This is a genomic window from Methylosinus trichosporium OB3b, assembly GCF_002752655.1.
GTDB lineage: Bacteria > Pseudomonadota > Alphaproteobacteria > Rhizobiales > Beijerinckiaceae > Methylosinus > Methylosinus trichosporium.
On record NZ_CP023737.1, the window covers coordinates 686,571 to 701,259 of the forward strand.

Here is a 14,689-nt window from a genome sequence, read left to right on the forward strand (position 1 = left end):
AACGAAATCAATTGTTTTTGTCTGGTGTGGCAACACCCGTCCCACCCGGTGGGGCGCTTTGTTCGCTTGGCGTTTCCGCAATCAGCCTCGCTGTCGCCCCAGCCATCTGCTTCGAGTTCGCCATTCGGTCCTATCCGAGCGTCGTTCAGGCATAGAGCACCATGAGCTGGTGCTCACTCATGCCAGTGCGAGCAAGGGGGCACACAATGAGCGAACTGCGTGGGCAGATCTGCGCTGGACGCACTGCTCGAACACGCGCCGCCCTCTTCCCCCTGCTGTCCGGCGCATAGACGTAGCATGGCTGGGCGTCACCGCCGCCGGACCACAACCGGCTCTACCTTGGTCGCCGCTGTATGACGATCGTCGCGACCTCGAAAATATCGTCTGAGCAAGTGCCCTGCCGGTCCGCGCCGGCGCTTTTCACGTTTTAATGACGGTGGTTAAGCACATTTCTTCGAATGTCGAGCGTGAGGCCTTCAATATTATCGAGGCGATAAAACCCGACATTGTGCTCTTCCATCAACCCGGCTATATCGTGAACAAAATTGTCTGATTGCCCCTCAACGTCCGCAACAACAACGAGCTTCGCGGGGCGGATTATTTGTGTATCTTTGTACAACCAATCTCCTTTAATTGCCTGTGCGCTAGCCGCTTCAATGGCATGATTTGGGTCGCTAATAAGCGATAGCCCGGAAATTAGGTTGTATCTGCCATTTTGATATGCATAGGGAGCCTTCAGTGTTATACCTTGCGGTAATTCAACCGGCTCTGGCTTCTCAAGCAACGCCTCAACGCCGCGCTCAACGAGTTCGTGTTTTAGCTTTTGACCAATACGAAGCTTTTTGACCGCGGACGAGCGCGAACATACGAGCTTGGCGTATAAGTCCTCGATCACGTCAATTGGATTTTCAGCTAGCACAGAGCGTGGTTGAAGGAGTCGAAGATTGCCCGTTCTAGTTTCGACGAATCGACTCACTGACTCAAGCGTCCAGTCCTTCTGGAATTCAGCCGAGATGCGGCAGCGCAGCGATTCAACCATGTCCTTGAAAAAGGATGGCCTGTGGATATTGCTGTCCGCCTGTCGAGATGACGCAACAAATTTGGACAACACGTATGGAGCGGCGCGAGCAAATAGGACCACGCCTACGTTCACATACTCAGCTCGCTCCGGCATCTCGCCGTATTGAACGAGCGAGAAATATGCTTGCGCATCAATCATTCTCGTCCACTCCAGGCAACCTAGGGCTCGTTACGATCTTTCCAGCGATGGTTTCCACCACAAACGCCGCCCTGTCGCAAATTAAATCGGTAAGCGATGCTGACGCATTGGGTCCGAGGCCCCAAGCCGCCGGCACAGATGCTACAACGTCCTCGACAAAGGACCTGTCTAGCGATTGCAGCTTAGTGACCGCCCTTCGTACAGAATCGTGAGTTAAAAATCCCCTAAAAGGCGGGAATACGCCGAATATAGTCTCATCGCGCACGACTATTGCATCATACCTGCTAATAATGAAATCTCCATCCTCAACAAAACACTGTCCGTGGTCAATTGGTACCAAGTCATATAGCTTTTTTCGACTCGGCTTACAAATCAGTAGATTATCAAAATTGCGCATTCCGGGGGCACACCTGTCAAAATTTCTGACCCACGTATCGAAAATAATAAGTTTTGCAATATCATCGCTATTCCGTAGCTTATGCAAAAATAAATCTGTTCCATCGAACGGCATCACGCTTTCAATATGCTTTGAAAAAAAAGATGGATATTCAACTCTTCTGAGACCACTCATCACTAATTCGATTTGACTGTCAGCGATTATAGAAAATGGTGGGATATTTAATCCGAACCATGTTCCCAGCTCCGCGCAGACAAGCTCCGCGATGACGGATGCGGGACCCATCGGATTATTTGGGCTCTTGAGATAGCCGAGGCCCGCGTCGGTATCCACCAATATGACTTGGCTTGCGGCCGTATGCCGTTCAATCTCTCTCGTAATCGTTCGCGGCCGACAAACCGTCCCACACATCAACATCAAGAATCTCGTTCCCCAACGCCCTACCGTTATCGGGCGGGTAAGCCTTGAAAGTCAATGGATGCCAGTGCAACGCTGGACTTCTATCGCAGCTCGTCGCCCGCTCTCCCCTGAGAGTGGGACAAAAATGATTGCCGCGCTATTGTTATAATTAGATTATTCCGCCACGGAAAAAGGCCGCTGCTGTCTTTTAACAGATTGAATTAAACCGAATATCCACTCCTGCCACTCGCCGACAATTTTGCATTGGTTCGGATCACCCGCTTTTATCGAAGTCGCGCCAATATTCGCTCTGCTGTCGTCGAGCGGCGAAGTCAGGCGCAGCTGCGGAAGGCCGGCGCTCTGGACGCGGAAGCGCAGCCGCGCCATATTGCGAGCGCTCCACGCAAGGACAGCGCATGAGTTCCGCCGTCGCCTTCGATACGCTGAAATTCGTCGAAAAGCTCGAGGCCGCAGGCGTCCCGCATGCGCAGGCCAAGGCGACGGCGGAAGCATTCGCCGAGGCGACGAGCCAGGAATTGGCGACGAAGGCGGACCTCGCAGCCGTCAAGGCCGAGTTGAAAGCAGATATCGCCACCGTCCGAGCAGAGGTCGAGCTGGCGAAGCGCGACCTCAAAATCTGGTTCGGCTCGGTCATGGTCGTCGCCGTCGGCGTCATCCTCGCGGCCATCCGATATCTTCCGGCCGGGCACTGACTTCGTGGGGGAGCCGCTCGACATATTCGGGCGTCCGGTCGAGGACCGGCGTCTCGTCATTTGCACCGGGCCGTGCTGCGACCGGGACGGACGGGCGACGGCGAATCTGGAAGCGCTGCGCGGACTGCTGATCCAGACCGGTCTCGGAGCCGAGACGATCGGCGTCGCCTCTTGCGTGCGCCGCAATTGCCTCGGCCAATGCTGCAGCGAGCCGCTCGCCCATGTGGCGCCGGACGATATCTGGTACCATGAGCTCACCGCGGAAAACCTGCTGCGCATTTTCGTGCAGCATGTGCTGAATCATCGGCCCGTCGCCGAGCTGGCGCTGCTGCTGGAGGATTGATCCCCCTACCCGCGGCCGAACAGCCAGAAGGCGAGACTGAGGAGGACGCTCACCAGCAGCGAGCTCGCCAGCGGGATGTAGATTTTGAAATTGCCGCGGTCGACGACAATGTCGCCGGGCAGGCGTCCGAGCCCCAGCCGCTCTCCGAGGAGCCACAGCAGCCCGACGAGGATCAGCACGGCTCCGGCGCCGATCAGCAGCTTCGGCATGACGACCTCCGCAGTCTCTCTCGCAGATAAGGGTTCTTCCGCAGATGAGGAGAGCATGACGCGCCCCGCCGACGATCCCTTCGACCTTCGCCGCTTCGTCGAGGCTCAGGCTCCGGTGATGGAGCGCGTTCTCGCCGAGCTGCGCGCCGGCCGCAAGCGCAGCCATTGGATGTGGTTCGTGTTTCCGCAGATCGAAGGGCTGGGCCGCAGCGCCATGGCGCAGACTTATGCGATTCACTCGGCCGCCGAGGCGCGCGCCTTTCTGGCGCATCCCCTGCTCGGCGACAGGCTGCGCGACTGCGTGCGCCTGGTTCTCGCCGCCGAGCGTCCGCTCGCCGCGATTTTCGGCGCGCCGGACGATGTGAAATTCCGCTCCTGCATGACCTTGTTCGCCGCCGCCGCGCCACAGGAGGCGCTGTTCACGGAGGCGTTGCGCCGGCTCTGCCACGGCGCGGCGGATCCGGCGACGCTGGCGCGGCTCGCCCTGCTCGACGACTCGGGCGCCGAACCGGCGCCCGAGCCACGCTCGTGATAATCAGAACTCGAAGCCCAGCGAACCGACGAAGCTGCGCGGCGCGCCGTAATAAGCGTTCGTTCCGGCGTCGGAATATTCGAAATATTTCGTGTCGCTGAGGTTCTTCACATTGAGCCGCGCCGTGACCTTGTGGCCGAGCACCTCGGTGCGATAGGCGGCCATGGCGTCGAAGCGGACATAGCCGGGCAGGATCCAGCTATTGGCGTCGTCGCCCCAGCGCCAGCTCATCGCATAGAGCCCGCCGCCGAGCTCGAAGCCCTCGCGGAGGCCCGGCGCCGTGTCCCATTTCGCCCAGAGATTGCCGACATGCGGCGCGACGCCGTTGAAGCCGTGGCCGCGGTTGCCATTGTCGTCCCGTGTCACCGTCGCCACGTCATAGGTGTAGCTGCCGATGAGGCTCAGATTTTCCGTCACCTGTCCGGCGAAATCGAGCTCCAGGCCCTCGCTCTCGACCTCACCGACCGCGATCATGAAGCCGGGGTTGGCCGGGTCGTTCTCCAGAATATTCTTGCGGCGCAGATTGAAATAGGTGGCCGAGGCGGTGACGCGCCCGTCGAGCCATTGCGACTTCAAGCCGCCTTCCCATTGCACAGCCGCCTCCGGGACCGGCGTCGCGCCGGTGCCGAGATTGGCGCCATTGCTCTGGCCGAAGGAGCGGACATAGCCGCCATAGACCGAGACATTGTCCATCAGCTGGTAGAGAACGGCCGCGCGCGGCGACAGCTTCGGCGAATCGGGAAGATGCAGGAGCGGATAGCCGGTGCAGGTCGGATAGCAGCGCGCGAGAAAGAAGCCGTAGGTCTCGGCCTGATCGACCTCCGACTTGTCCCAGCGTCCGCCGAGCAGAATATGCAGCTTGTCGTCGAAGAGCGAGATCTGATCCTGCGCATAGACGCCGAAGTCGCGGTCGCGCTCACGCCACGTATAATTTTGCGCCGCTTGATATTTGAGATTGTACAAAGTGGTGGTCAGATTGCCGCGCGTCGGCGTGTAGATGTCGAGCGGCGCGATGAATGGCACGCCGCCGATGTAGTTCTGCGGCCCCCAATTGTCGACATAGGAGAACCAGTCCACGCCGGCGAGCAGCTTGTGCCGCGTCGGCCCGATCTCCACGTCGCCGATCAGATTGAGATTGGTCGAGAGAATGTTGCGCTCGAGTGGGTTGAAGATGAACCGACGGCGGATCGTTCTCTCGTCGCCGAGGAAGGCTGTCGCGAGCATCGCCTGCGTTTCACGACTGTCGACATAATGGAAATTATTCGTGATCTTCCATTTGTCGTCGAAGCGATAGGTCCAGTCATAGGCGAAGACGCTGCGATGAACCGTATAGGGGAAATCCGACCACATGATCGGATCGCTGACGCTGAAATTGCGCGGCAGATCGAGCGGCCGATCGCCGATCACCGGGATCTGGCCGGAGCCGGCGGGAGTCGTCTGCTTTTTCTCGTAATGCTCGAACTGCGCGTTGAACTCGAAATTCTCGGTCGGTCGGAAGGTGAGGAACAGCGCCACGGCGCCATTGTCGCGATGGTCGAAATCGGTGAAGGAGTCGGCGCGGTCATAGGCGCCCATGACGCGGTAGAGCACCGTCTTCGCCTCGTCGACCGGCCCGCCGATGTCGAAGGTCGTGCGCGCGAGGCCGAAATTGCCGACCTGCTGCTGCACCGACGCGTGGAATTTCTCCTGAGGCTTCTTGGTCACCACATTGACGAAGCCGCCCGGCTCCATGCGCCCATAGAGAACGGAACTCGGCCCTTTGACGATCTCCACGCGGTCGGTGAAGGCGATCTCCTCGGACCCGAGGATGCCGCGCATCTGCAAGCCGTTCCTATAAGTGACGCCATTGCCGCTGTTGAAGCCGCGAATTCGATATTGGTCGTAGAAGGTGCCCGGCTGCGCCTGCACGCCCGACACATTCTTCACCGCCTCCATCGTGTTGAGGATCTGCTTGTCCTCGATCACCTCGCGCGGGACGATCTGCACGGCGACGGGCGTCTTCAGGAGCGGCGTGTCGGTCCTGGTGGCGGCGACAGTGCTGGAGCGGCGATAGCCGGTCTCCTTGCCGGGCTCCTGGCGGCCCGAGCCGCCCGCGCCATTCGCGGAACCGGCGCCGGCGATATCGATCGTCGGCAGAGCTTCCTGGGCGCGCGCCGCCGCGCAAGAGAGGGAAAGGGTGAGGGCGCCGAGGCAGACGCCGCGCGACAATTGTCCGAATTGCATGATGATCTCCTCGATGCGACGCGCAGCGCCGCCCGGGACCGAAGGATGGATTTGCGGCCGAAAAGCCGCGCTCGCTCGGTTCAGGAGAGGCGTGGAGGCGCGCGCGACGACCAGGAACTGGTCCAGCCCGTCGGCGGACGCGCCGGCGGCTCGGCGACGCGGGCCTCGGCGCTCTCTTCCGGCGCCGTGCGCGGCGCCGGAAGAGCCGGCCCGGGGACGACGCCGTCCAGGGCGGGATCGCTGTGGGAGATCGGGCAGAAGGCGCAATGATGATGTGCGGAGGGGCGCTCCGGCCGTCCGCCGCCATGGCCATCCTCCGCTCGGCAGAACTCGCCGGACATGGCGAGAGCCGCGCCCGCGGCCCCCGAGGCGAAGGCGACGCGCCCATCGGGCGACAGGACGAAGGCGAGAATCTGCACCAGGAAGGACAGTGCGGCGACGCAGGCCGAAAAGCGCGACGCGCGCGCAATTCCCCTGCCCTCCGCGTCCATTCCCGTCAGTCCGCTCATCATGCCTCGCCTGTGGCCGGATCGAAGCTTCCCGACCGCGTCGGAGAAGACGTCCCTGGTCGGACGTCGCACGCGGATGGTCACATCGGAATCTCGCGGCGCGGCGCCGCCACGAATTCCGCGGGACTGTGGCTTCGCTGCAACAGACGAGCCGGCGCTTGCCATTGAAAATGCGAGAGACAATAGTCGGACGCAGGCTCGGCTGCGGCCTTCGCGGTCGATCGAGAGCATCTCGCGCAGGGAGCGGCGTCCATGCGAATTCTGCTGGTCGAGGACAATCGGCGCCTCGCCGACCAGGTGGCGAAGCGCATGCGGAGCGCGGGCTTCGCCGTCGACCTCGCCGAAACGCTCGAGCTCGCGTCGGCGGCGCTCGCCGACCACCCCTATCCGATCGTGGTGCTCGACCGCCGGTTGCCGGACGGCGATGGTCTCGCCATGGTGGCCGAGGTCCGCCACCGGCATCCGGCGAGCCGCGTGCTCATCCTGACTGCGCTCGACACGGTCGACGACCGCATCGCCGGTCTCGACGCCGGGGCGGACGATTATCTGGTCAAGCCCTTCGATCTCGAGGAGCTGATGGCCCGCATCCGCGCCAATCTGCGGCGCGCGGTCGACGACGGCGCGCCGCCGGTCACGGTCGGCGCGCTGACCTTCGATCTGTCGACGCGCATGGTCTCGGTCGCCGGACGTCCGGCGCTGTTTCACAATCGCGAGCTGGCCTTGCTCGAGTCCTTGATGCGGCGCGCCGGAGTCATCGTGCGCCGAGACACGCTGATGTCGGAAATCTGGGGATTCGACGACGATGTCCACCCCCACGCTCTGACGATGCTCGTCGGCCGCCTGCGGGTCCATCTGGACGAGATGGAGGCGGGCGCGCAGATCCACTCGGCGCGCGGCGTCGGCTATATGATCGCCGCGAGAGGAAAATGAGCCGCGCTCCCTCGCTGACGGGTCGTCTCACCTTCATCATCCTGCTCGTCGAATTCGTCGGCGCCTTCGTCGCCTTGTCGACCTCCTACTCCCTCGAGCTCTTGGGACTGGTCGGCAATCGGGACATGCTGATCTCGGATTATGCGATCAACCATGTTCACCGCCTCGTCGTCGACTCGCTGACACGGGACGAGACGGGCGCGCTCGGCGTCGCGCCGACGGCGGCGCTGCGCTCGCGCCTTTCGCGCACGCCGAGCCTGCAATTCGCCGTGTTCGAGGCGCTGGATCGCCCGGCCCTGCCCGGCTCCTCGGCCGAGCTCTCGGCGCTGCTGAAGCACGACGGGGCGCTGAAGAGCCGCGGCCAGCGCTTCGCCATCGCCGCCAGGCCAGGACGCGACGGCAGAGGCTATCTGATCGTCGACGAGACGCCCCACGGCCGCCTGCTCGTCGCCGCCAGCGGCTATGACATCGAATGGTCCGACTGGTTCTATCTGCTGAGCGACGACATCGGCTTCACCGGCGCCTTCGTCCTCGTCGTCGCGCTCGCCTCCGCGGCGGCGACCTGGCGCGGCGTGAGAGACGCGCTGGCGCCCTTGCGCCGCATCGCCGCCGACGCCCGCGGCATCGACATGTCCTCGCTCGGCCAGGGCGTCGATCCGACCGGAGCCCCTGCGGAGGTGCGGCCGGTCATCGACGCGATGAACGAGGCGCTGGCGCGGCTCGACGCGAGCGTCATGCGCATGCGTCGTTACACGGCCAACGCCGCTCACGAGCTGCGCACGCCGCTCGCCATTCTGCGCGCGCGGCTTCAGAACGAGGAGGAGCCGAGCTTCAAGGCCGATCTCGAGCAGGACACGCGGCAGCTGCAGGCGATCGTCGAGCAGATGCTGATCGCCGCCCGGCTCGGCGAAGGGCAGGTCTCGCTCGAGGAGGAGGTCGATCTCGCCGAAACCGTGTGGAGCGTCGTCGCCGGCCGCGCGCCGCTCGCGATCCGCTGTGGACGTCAGATCGAATTCGAGACCATAGGCGCGCCCTCTTTCGTCCGCGGCAATGCGCGCGCCATCGCCTCCGTCATCGGCAATCTCGTCGACAATGCGCTGCGCGCCGAGCCGGAGGGCGGCGTCGTCCTCGCGCGCGTGGCCGACGCGACGGTCGAGATCATCGATCACGGAGACGGGGTGGCGCCGACGGATCGCGAGGCGATCTTCGAGCCGTTCTGGCGCAAGAGCGAAGCCACGCCCGGAACCGGCCTCGGCCTCGCGGTCGCCAAGGAGCTGATGGACAAGATGAGCGGACGCATTTTCGTCGACACGACGCCGGGCGGCGGCGCCACCTTCAGGCTGTCGTTCCCCGCAACGCCGAAACGCGCCGGCCCCATCGCCTGAGATCAGAAGGACGAGGGGCGCTCGATGACGCGAGTGCGCGGCGCGAGCGCGCGGACGAGGAGGGCGAGCACGGCGAGAGCGCAGAGCGCGGCCAGTATGGCCAGCGCCCAATCTCCGATATTGGCCGAGCCCGGTGACTGAATCACCGACTGCACCGCTCCGACGCCCTTCTTCCAGACACAGCTCGTCGCTTCGCAGAACGCCATCTCGGCGAGCGGCTGATCGCACGGATCCATCGTCTCGTTCCCTTTTCGCCTTGCGGATTTAGCTAGGCGGAGCCGACCGGACTTCAATCCTCGCGCGCAGCGACGGGAGATTTCGACGGCGAGGCTCGAGCAGCGACTCGCGCCGGGCCCGAGTAGCGCGCCGAAAAGTAGAATTCGCCGAGTCGAGACCAGCGACGCGCGCGCCGCACGCGATCAATATCCTCATGTCGAGCGAATCTTCTCGACAATCACTAAGTAGTCGCGCACTCTAGCGGGGTTCAGTGATTCCGTTCATCCTGACGCGGGCTCCATTCGTGAGCTCGATTCGCCCGACGAACGCTGTCGCCGCCCGATCTTCCCCATTCTGCACCCGCGCCGGAGACCCATGCGCCGCCCGATTCGCCCCTTCGTCACGGAATATAAAACGCGTTCGGCCAAGCCCGCGTCGCGCGGCGCCGCCGAGGACGCCGCCCCCGAGCCGACGCCGCGCTTCCTCGAGGCGCCCCCTCCGCCGCCGCCGCGCCTCCGCGAGTCCGAGGACAGCTATGAGGCGGCGATGCGCGCCGCGGACCTCGTCTTCGGCAAGAAGGTCGTCGTTCCGCCGCTCGCCCCGCAGCCGGAGATTGCGCCCGATCCCGAGCCGATCCTGGCGGAAGCCGTGGCGCTCTTCGTCGCCCAGCCCGCTCCGGTCGAAGCTCCCGCCCCTCGGCCCACCGGCCGCATTCTGCCCAGCCTCATCGAGGTGGAGGTCGCGCCGCCGCACGAGCCCGAGCCGCCGCCGCGCAAGCGCGGACGTCCGCGCAAGACGCCCGCGCCGGCGCCAGCCGCCGAGCAGGAGGCGGAGATCGCTATCGCCGTCGCCATCACGCCGGCCCCACGCAAGCCGCGCCGCCCGGCCTCCGCGCCCGCGCCGCGCCCGACCTTCGCCGCGATCGAGGAGCTGGACCTCGAAGCCGAGCTCGACGACGAGATCGTGATCGATCTGGACGAGGACGAAGAGCCGACGGCCGAGACGCCGCGCCGCGTCAGCCGCATTCAGGCGCGATGGGTGCGGCGGACGGAGCTGATGGCGGGAGAGCGGTGGAAGCGCCGCCTGCCGACTTCGTCTCGACTGCGGTGACCCCGCCCGGCGTCGCCGCGACCGATCTTCGGCTCGACCTCGGCTGCGCAAACTTCTTGCCCATCGCCACGATCGGCGTCATATACTGCGTGCGATGACAGACTCTCAGGAAGCCAAGCTCATCGAGGCCTTGAAAAAGGTCGACGCCCATGGGGACATCGCGCCCCCCCATGTGCAGGACCCTATGACCATGGCTCTGCGTCAGCGCGCCATTCAGAACGATCTGATGCGCTGGGACGACAGTCGTGGCCGCTATGTGCTGACCGGCACCGGCCGCACGCGCATCACAGCGCGCAACCGAACGCCCGGCGCGGTGCTGCGCTTCCGCCGCCGCGACGAGATCGACGGCGCGCCGCAGCGCAAGGCGGACTGACGGGCCGATCGGACGCTCATGTCTGCAGGTGGCGCAGGACGCAGTCCGCGCGCAATTCGACAGTCGATTTCGGAATGATCACCATTTCGTAGCCGAGCGCTGGATAGACCTGCGTCAACCGTTGGAATTCGGCAACCGCCTCCTCGAATCCGTGCCGCCGTTCGCTGTCGCTCGCATAGATCTCGGGCCATGGCGGCGTCATGAACACGCGGCGATGATAGCGATGCGCGGCCCCCAGAGAGGTCAGCGCTGGAGTTCCCGCGAAATGCTCCAGCGCCGCCGCAGCGTCGATCAGCCCCCGATCGAAAAACACCCACCCGTCCCGAGAGTCCCGAGAAGCCGCGGAGGAACGGTCGGCCAGCGCCATATCGATGGCGCGGCGCGCGAACGCCGCGCCGTTCGTCCAAGGCAGCGCCGCGCCGTCGCCGGCGAGCTCCTGCTCGACAATTCTGCGCCCCGGCTCCTCGACGACGGCATAGCCGCGTCGGGCCAGCTCCAGGAGCAGCGTCGACTTTCCGCCGCCGGAGCAGCCGGAAATCACGACAAATCGATCCATTCCCCTCCCCGCCGCGGTCAGTCGCCGCCGTTCTTCTCCCGCTCCTCGGCCGCGTGATATTTGGCGGCGATCTCTTTCAGATCGACGCGCGTCGGCGGCAGCTTCAGCTTCATCTCCTCGAGCGTGTCGACGACGATGCGCGAGATCACGAGATCGCGATACCATTTGTGATTCGATGGAATCACGAACCAGGGCGCATGCTTCGTGCTGGTCGCCTCCAAGGTCTCCTCATAGGCCTTCACATATTGCGGCCAAAATCCGCGCTCCGTATAGTCGCTCTCGCTGATCTTCCAATTGCGCGCCGGATCGTCGAGCCGCTGCTTGAAGCGCGCGAGCTGCTCCTGCGGGCTGATGTGTAGATAGAATTTCAAGATGCGCACATCGCCGTCACGGCCGAGCAGATGCTCGAAGGCGTTGATCTCGTCATAGCGTTTCGACCAGACGTCGCGCGGAACGAGACCATGCACGCGCACGACGAGCACATCCTCGTAATGCGAGCGGTTGAAGATGGTCACATGGCCGCGCGGCGGCGCCTGCGCATGCACGCGCCAGAGGAAGTCATGCGATTGCTCGAGCGGCGTCGGCTGCTTGAAGCAGGCGACGGTGACGCCTTGCGGATTCATCCCCGAGAACAAATGCCGGATCGTGCCGTCCTTGCCGCCGGCGTCGAGCGCCTGCAGCACGATGAGCAGCGCCTGCGCGCCATCGGCGTAGAGCAGATATTGCGCTTTCGCCATGCGCGCGACATGCTCCTCGATCTTGGGCAGCGCCTCGTGATGCGATTTGTGCTTGCCGGTGTCGGACGGATCGAAATCGGCGAGACGGACTTTCGCGCCTGGCGCGATCTGATATCGACTCCAATCCATTGTCCCCTCCTCAGGATCTGACGGGCGCGGCGACCGGATGCGGCGCCAGCGGCCGATGCACGATCTCGACGCTCTTGGCCTCGCGCGTCGTGCGCCCGTCGGCGAAGCGCTCGCAGATGCGGCGCACGAAGCCGAGAACGAACATGAAGGCGAGGCAATATAGCCAGACGAGGCCGATGAGCCGCAACGGAATCGCCGGCACGAGCCAGCCGAACCAGCACAGCGCCACGGCGAGGATCTGCGTGATCACAATGGCGAAGAACAGCTTGGCGGCCGGGAACGGCGGCAGGAAGAACCAGCGCTCGGTGCGCGTCACCAGCAGCAGCAGATGGCCGCCGACGACGAGTTGCAGGAACATCATCGTCTGCAATTGCTGCGGCGTCGAGATGCCGAGCAGCGCCTGCGCCGACGGATGCGAGAGCGCGCGCACGCCGATCAGCAGCAGGCCGAAGGATTCGAGCACGCAGAACATGCCGAGCACGCTGGACACGCCGAGCAGGCGCGGCATGCGCCAGCGGATCGGCGTGCGGCTCACCGGCGTGTTGTCATAGGCGATGGTCATGATCGGCCCGTCGTCGAGCAGCGACAGCACGACGATCATCGCCGTCGTCAGCGGCGTGAAGTCGAGAAATATGGTCGAAAGCACCACGACGAACATGATGTCGATGGTGAGCGCGACGCGATAGAGCGTGTAGCTCTCGATGCGGCCGAAGATGCGCCGCGCCTCGTCGATCGCGCTATCGATCACCGAAAGGCCCGGCGCGGTGAGGATCAGCGCCGCGGCGCCACGCGCGGCGTCGGTCGCGCCGGAGACGGCGACGCCGCAATCGGCCTGCTTCAGCGCCGGCGCATCATTGACGCCGTCGCCGGTCATGGCGACGAGATGGCCGCGCTTCTGCAGCGCCTTGACGATCGCATATTTGTGCTCGGGAAACACCCGGGCGAAACCGTCGGCGCGCTCCACCGCCTCGGCGACGTCGGGCGGCAGATTGTTCGGATCGAAATCCTTCGGGAATATGTCGGCGGCGGAGATGATATTGTCGCCGAGGCCGAGCTGCCGCGCGGTCTCCTTGGCGATGGCGGTGTCGTCTCCGGTCACCATCTCGACCCGTAATCCTTTTGCGCGCGCGGCTGCGATCGTCGCCTTGGAATCATCGCGCGGCGGATCGAACATCGGCAGCACGCCGAGCACATCGAAGCTCCGGCCGCCGTCCTGCGACCGCGCGACGGCGAGCGCACGCGAGCCCTTGGCGGCGAGGTCGGCGACGATCGCCGCGACTGCGGCGGCGACATGGGGCGAAGCCGAAGCGAGCTGAACGATCGCCTGCGGCGCGCCCTTGGCGACGATGAGCGTCTTGCCGTCGGGCGCGACGAGGCGCGCCTCGGTGCGCTTCGTCACCGGATCGAAGGGCGTGTATTTCTCGAGCCTGTATCCGTTGGTCGCATGCTTGTCGGCGAGCGCGTCGATCACCGCCATGTCGATGGCGTCGCGATCCTCGGCGCGCGAGGCGAGCGCCGCGGCGAGAATGCAGTCCTGCGCGTCCTGTCCCTGCACCAAGATCGGCTCGCTCACCGAAAGCTGGTTCTTCGTGAGCGTGCCGGTCTTGTCGGAGCACAGCACATCGACGCCAGCCATCTCCTCGATCGCCGAGAGCTTCGACACGATGGCCTTTTGTTTCGACAGCGCCAGCGCGCCGAGCGCCATGGTGATCGAAAACACCGCCGGCATCGCCACCGGAATGGAGGCGACCATCAGCACCAGCACGAATTGCAGGATGGAGAGCGCGTCGGACAGTCCCCAATCGTCCACGACGACGAGGTCGCGATAGACGCGCACGATCACCATGATCAGCGCGAGAGCGACGGCGATCACCATCAGAAAATCGCCGATCTCGAACATCGCCTTCTGCGCATGGCTCACCGCGCCCGCGCCTTCGACGAGGCTCGCCGTGCGGCCGAAGAAGGTGCGCGCGCCGGTGGCGATGACGACGCCGGTCATCTCGCCCTGCTTGACGATGCTGCCGGAATAAGCGAGGTCGCCGCCCTTCTTGGCGACGGGAAGGGATTCGCCGGTCAGCGCCGCCTGATCGATCGAGACATAATCGCCGCCGACGAGCCGAATATCGGCGGGCACGACGACGCCGAGCCTGATCTTCACGATGTCGCCGGGCACGAGCCCCGACGCCGGCGCCGTGCGCCACGCGCCCTCGCGCAGCAGCGTCGCCTCGGGCGCGAGGCCCTTCTTCAGCGCCGCCAGCGCATTGGAGGCCTTGCGGTCCTGCCAGGCCTCCAGCGCGGCGTTGAACAGCAGCAGCGCGATGATGATGGAGAAATCGCCCCAATGGCCGATGATGGCGGAGACGATCGCGGCCGCCTCGATCATATAGGCCATGGGGCCGGCGAAATAGCGCATGAGCTTGCGCAGCAGCGAGACACGCTTCTCGGTGAGCGCATTGGGCCCGAAGATCGCGAGGCGCTTGCGCGCCTCGGCCGCGGAAAGACCCTCGGCCGCCTCGACGCCGAGCGTCGTCAGCAGCTCGTCGATCGGCATCTTCTCGAGCTCGGGACCGCGAATCTGCCGATGATTGACGTCCTGTCGAGGCGGTCGGTTCGGCGAAAGCATGGACGCTCTCCCTCGCGCGCGAAGCGCATTGCGGCGATCGGCCGGGCCGCGCCGTTCGTTGGTTGGCGTCGATCAGAAATAGCGCG

Annotated in this window: 17 protein-coding genes; 7 read left to right on the forward strand and 10 right to left on the reverse strand. The window is 64.3% G+C overall.

Annotation, left to right across the window (positions count from 1 at the left end):
• Positions 1 to 427: 427 nt before the first annotated feature.
• From CQW49_RS03235 to CQW49_RS03240, 3 genes are all read right to left on the reverse strand, one after another.
• A complete protein-coding gene (locus CQW49_RS03235) occupies positions 428 to 1,219 on the reverse strand; it encodes a DUF3037 domain-containing protein (protein WP_003610973.1) in 792 nt (263 codons plus the stop codon).
• Positions 1,212 to 1,949 (reverse strand): HipA family kinase, encoded by a 738-nt coding sequence (locus CQW49_RS24305; protein ID WP_155931327.1) that lies wholly within the window; start codon positions 1,947 to 1,949, stop codon positions 1,212 to 1,214. Before CQW49_RS24305 ends, CQW49_RS03235 begins: the two co-directional genes overlap by 8 nt.
• A gap of 240 nt (positions 1,950 to 2,189) precedes the next feature.
• Positions 2,190 to 2,402, reverse strand: coding sequence for a hypothetical protein (locus CQW49_RS03240; RefSeq protein ID WP_003610971.1), 213 nt, complete (start codon positions 2,400 to 2,402; stop codon positions 2,190 to 2,192).
• A gap of 29 nt (positions 2,403 to 2,431) precedes the next feature.
• Here CQW49_RS03240 and CQW49_RS03245 point away from each other — a divergent pair, with 29 nt between their 5' ends.
• Positions 2,432 to 2,728, forward strand: a complete 297-nt coding sequence (locus CQW49_RS03245; RefSeq protein ID WP_003610970.1) for a CCDC90 family protein — start codon at positions 2,432 to 2,434, stop codon at positions 2,726 to 2,728.
• A 4-nt stretch (positions 2,729 to 2,732) separates the two neighbouring features.
• Complete coding sequence (locus CQW49_RS03250) at positions 2,733 to 3,071, forward strand: (2Fe-2S) ferredoxin domain-containing protein (protein WP_003610969.1); 339 nt, start codon at positions 2,733 to 2,735, stop codon at positions 3,069 to 3,071.
• Between the two features lie 5 nt (positions 3,072 to 3,076).
• Here CQW49_RS03250 and CQW49_RS03255 read toward each other — a convergent pair whose 3' ends face one another.
• Entirely contained in the window at positions 3,077 to 3,280 is a 204-nt protein-coding gene (locus CQW49_RS03255; protein WP_003610968.1) for a DUF2905 family protein, read from the reverse strand.
• A 55-nt stretch (positions 3,281 to 3,335) separates the two neighbouring features.
• Here CQW49_RS03255 and CQW49_RS03260 point away from each other — a divergent pair, with 55 nt between their 5' ends.
• Positions 3,336 to 3,812 carry a DUF1810 domain-containing protein gene (locus CQW49_RS03260; RefSeq protein ID WP_003610967.1) on the forward strand — a complete coding sequence of 159 codons (477 nt, stop codon included), beginning with the start codon at positions 3,336 to 3,338 and terminating at the stop codon, positions 3,810 to 3,812.
• A gap of 3 nt (positions 3,813 to 3,815) precedes the next feature.
• Here CQW49_RS03260 and CQW49_RS03265 read toward each other — a convergent pair whose 3' ends face one another.
• On the reverse strand, positions 3,816 to 6,035 hold the full coding sequence (locus tag CQW49_RS03265; RefSeq protein ID WP_003610966.1) for a TonB-dependent siderophore receptor: 2,220 nt from the start codon (positions 6,033 to 6,035) through the stop codon (positions 3,816 to 3,818).
• A gap of 80 nt (positions 6,036 to 6,115) precedes the next feature.
• On the reverse strand, positions 6,116 to 6,547 hold the full coding sequence (locus tag CQW49_RS03270; RefSeq protein ID WP_003610965.1) for a DUF2946 family protein: 432 nt from the start codon (positions 6,545 to 6,547) through the stop codon (positions 6,116 to 6,118).
• Positions 6,548 to 6,796: 249 nt separating this feature from the next.
• Between CQW49_RS03270 and CQW49_RS03275 the strand changes: the two genes are divergently transcribed.
• Positions 6,797 to 7,474, forward strand: coding sequence for a response regulator (locus CQW49_RS03275; protein ID WP_003610964.1), 678 nt, complete (start codon positions 6,797 to 6,799; stop codon positions 7,472 to 7,474).
• A complete protein-coding gene (locus tag CQW49_RS03280) occupies positions 7,471 to 8,859 on the forward strand; it encodes a sensor histidine kinase (RefSeq protein ID WP_003610963.1) in 1,389 nt (462 codons plus the stop codon). Before CQW49_RS03275 ends, CQW49_RS03280 begins: the two co-directional genes overlap by 4 nt.
• 2 nt (positions 8,860 to 8,861) lie before the next feature.
• Here CQW49_RS03280 and CQW49_RS03285 read toward each other — a convergent pair whose 3' ends face one another.
• Entirely contained in the window at positions 8,862 to 9,095 is a 234-nt protein-coding gene (locus CQW49_RS03285; RefSeq protein WP_003610962.1) for a hypothetical protein, read from the reverse strand.
• Positions 9,096 to 9,450: 355 nt separating this feature from the next.
• Here CQW49_RS03285 and CQW49_RS03290 point away from each other — a divergent pair, with 355 nt between their 5' ends.
• Both CQW49_RS03290 and CQW49_RS03295 read left to right on the forward strand, forming a co-directional pair.
• Positions 9,451 to 10,185 carry a hypothetical protein gene (locus CQW49_RS03290; RefSeq protein ID WP_003610961.1) on the forward strand — a complete coding sequence of 245 codons (735 nt, stop codon included), beginning with the start codon at positions 9,451 to 9,453 and terminating at the stop codon, positions 10,183 to 10,185.
• 94 nt (positions 10,186 to 10,279) lie between these two features.
• A complete protein-coding gene (locus CQW49_RS03295; protein WP_003610960.1) occupies positions 10,280 to 10,558 on the forward strand; it encodes a hypothetical protein in 279 nt (92 codons plus the stop codon).
• Between the two features lie 16 nt (positions 10,559 to 10,574).
• On the opposite strand, the gene CQW49_RS03300 is transcribed toward CQW49_RS03295, so the two are convergent.
• From CQW49_RS03300 to CQW49_RS03310, 3 genes are read right to left on the reverse strand one after another with little or no spacing between them, the layout of a single operon-like run.
• The gene (locus CQW49_RS03300) at positions 10,575 to 11,114 is read right to left on the reverse strand and encodes an AAA family ATPase (protein ID WP_003610959.1); all 540 of its coding nucleotides are present in this window, start codon (positions 11,112 to 11,114) and stop codon (positions 10,575 to 10,577) included.
• 17 nt (positions 11,115 to 11,131) lie between these two features.
• Positions 11,132 to 11,980, reverse strand: coding sequence for a polyphosphate kinase 2 family protein (locus tag CQW49_RS03305; protein ID WP_003610958.1), 849 nt, complete (start codon positions 11,978 to 11,980; stop codon positions 11,132 to 11,134).
• A 10-nt stretch (positions 11,981 to 11,990) separates the two neighbouring features.
• Positions 11,991 to 14,603 (reverse strand): plasma-membrane proton-efflux P-type ATPase, encoded by a 2,613-nt coding sequence (locus tag CQW49_RS03310; protein WP_003610957.1) that lies wholly within the window; start codon positions 14,601 to 14,603, stop codon positions 11,991 to 11,993.
• Positions 14,604 to 14,689: the final 86 nt, after the last annotated feature.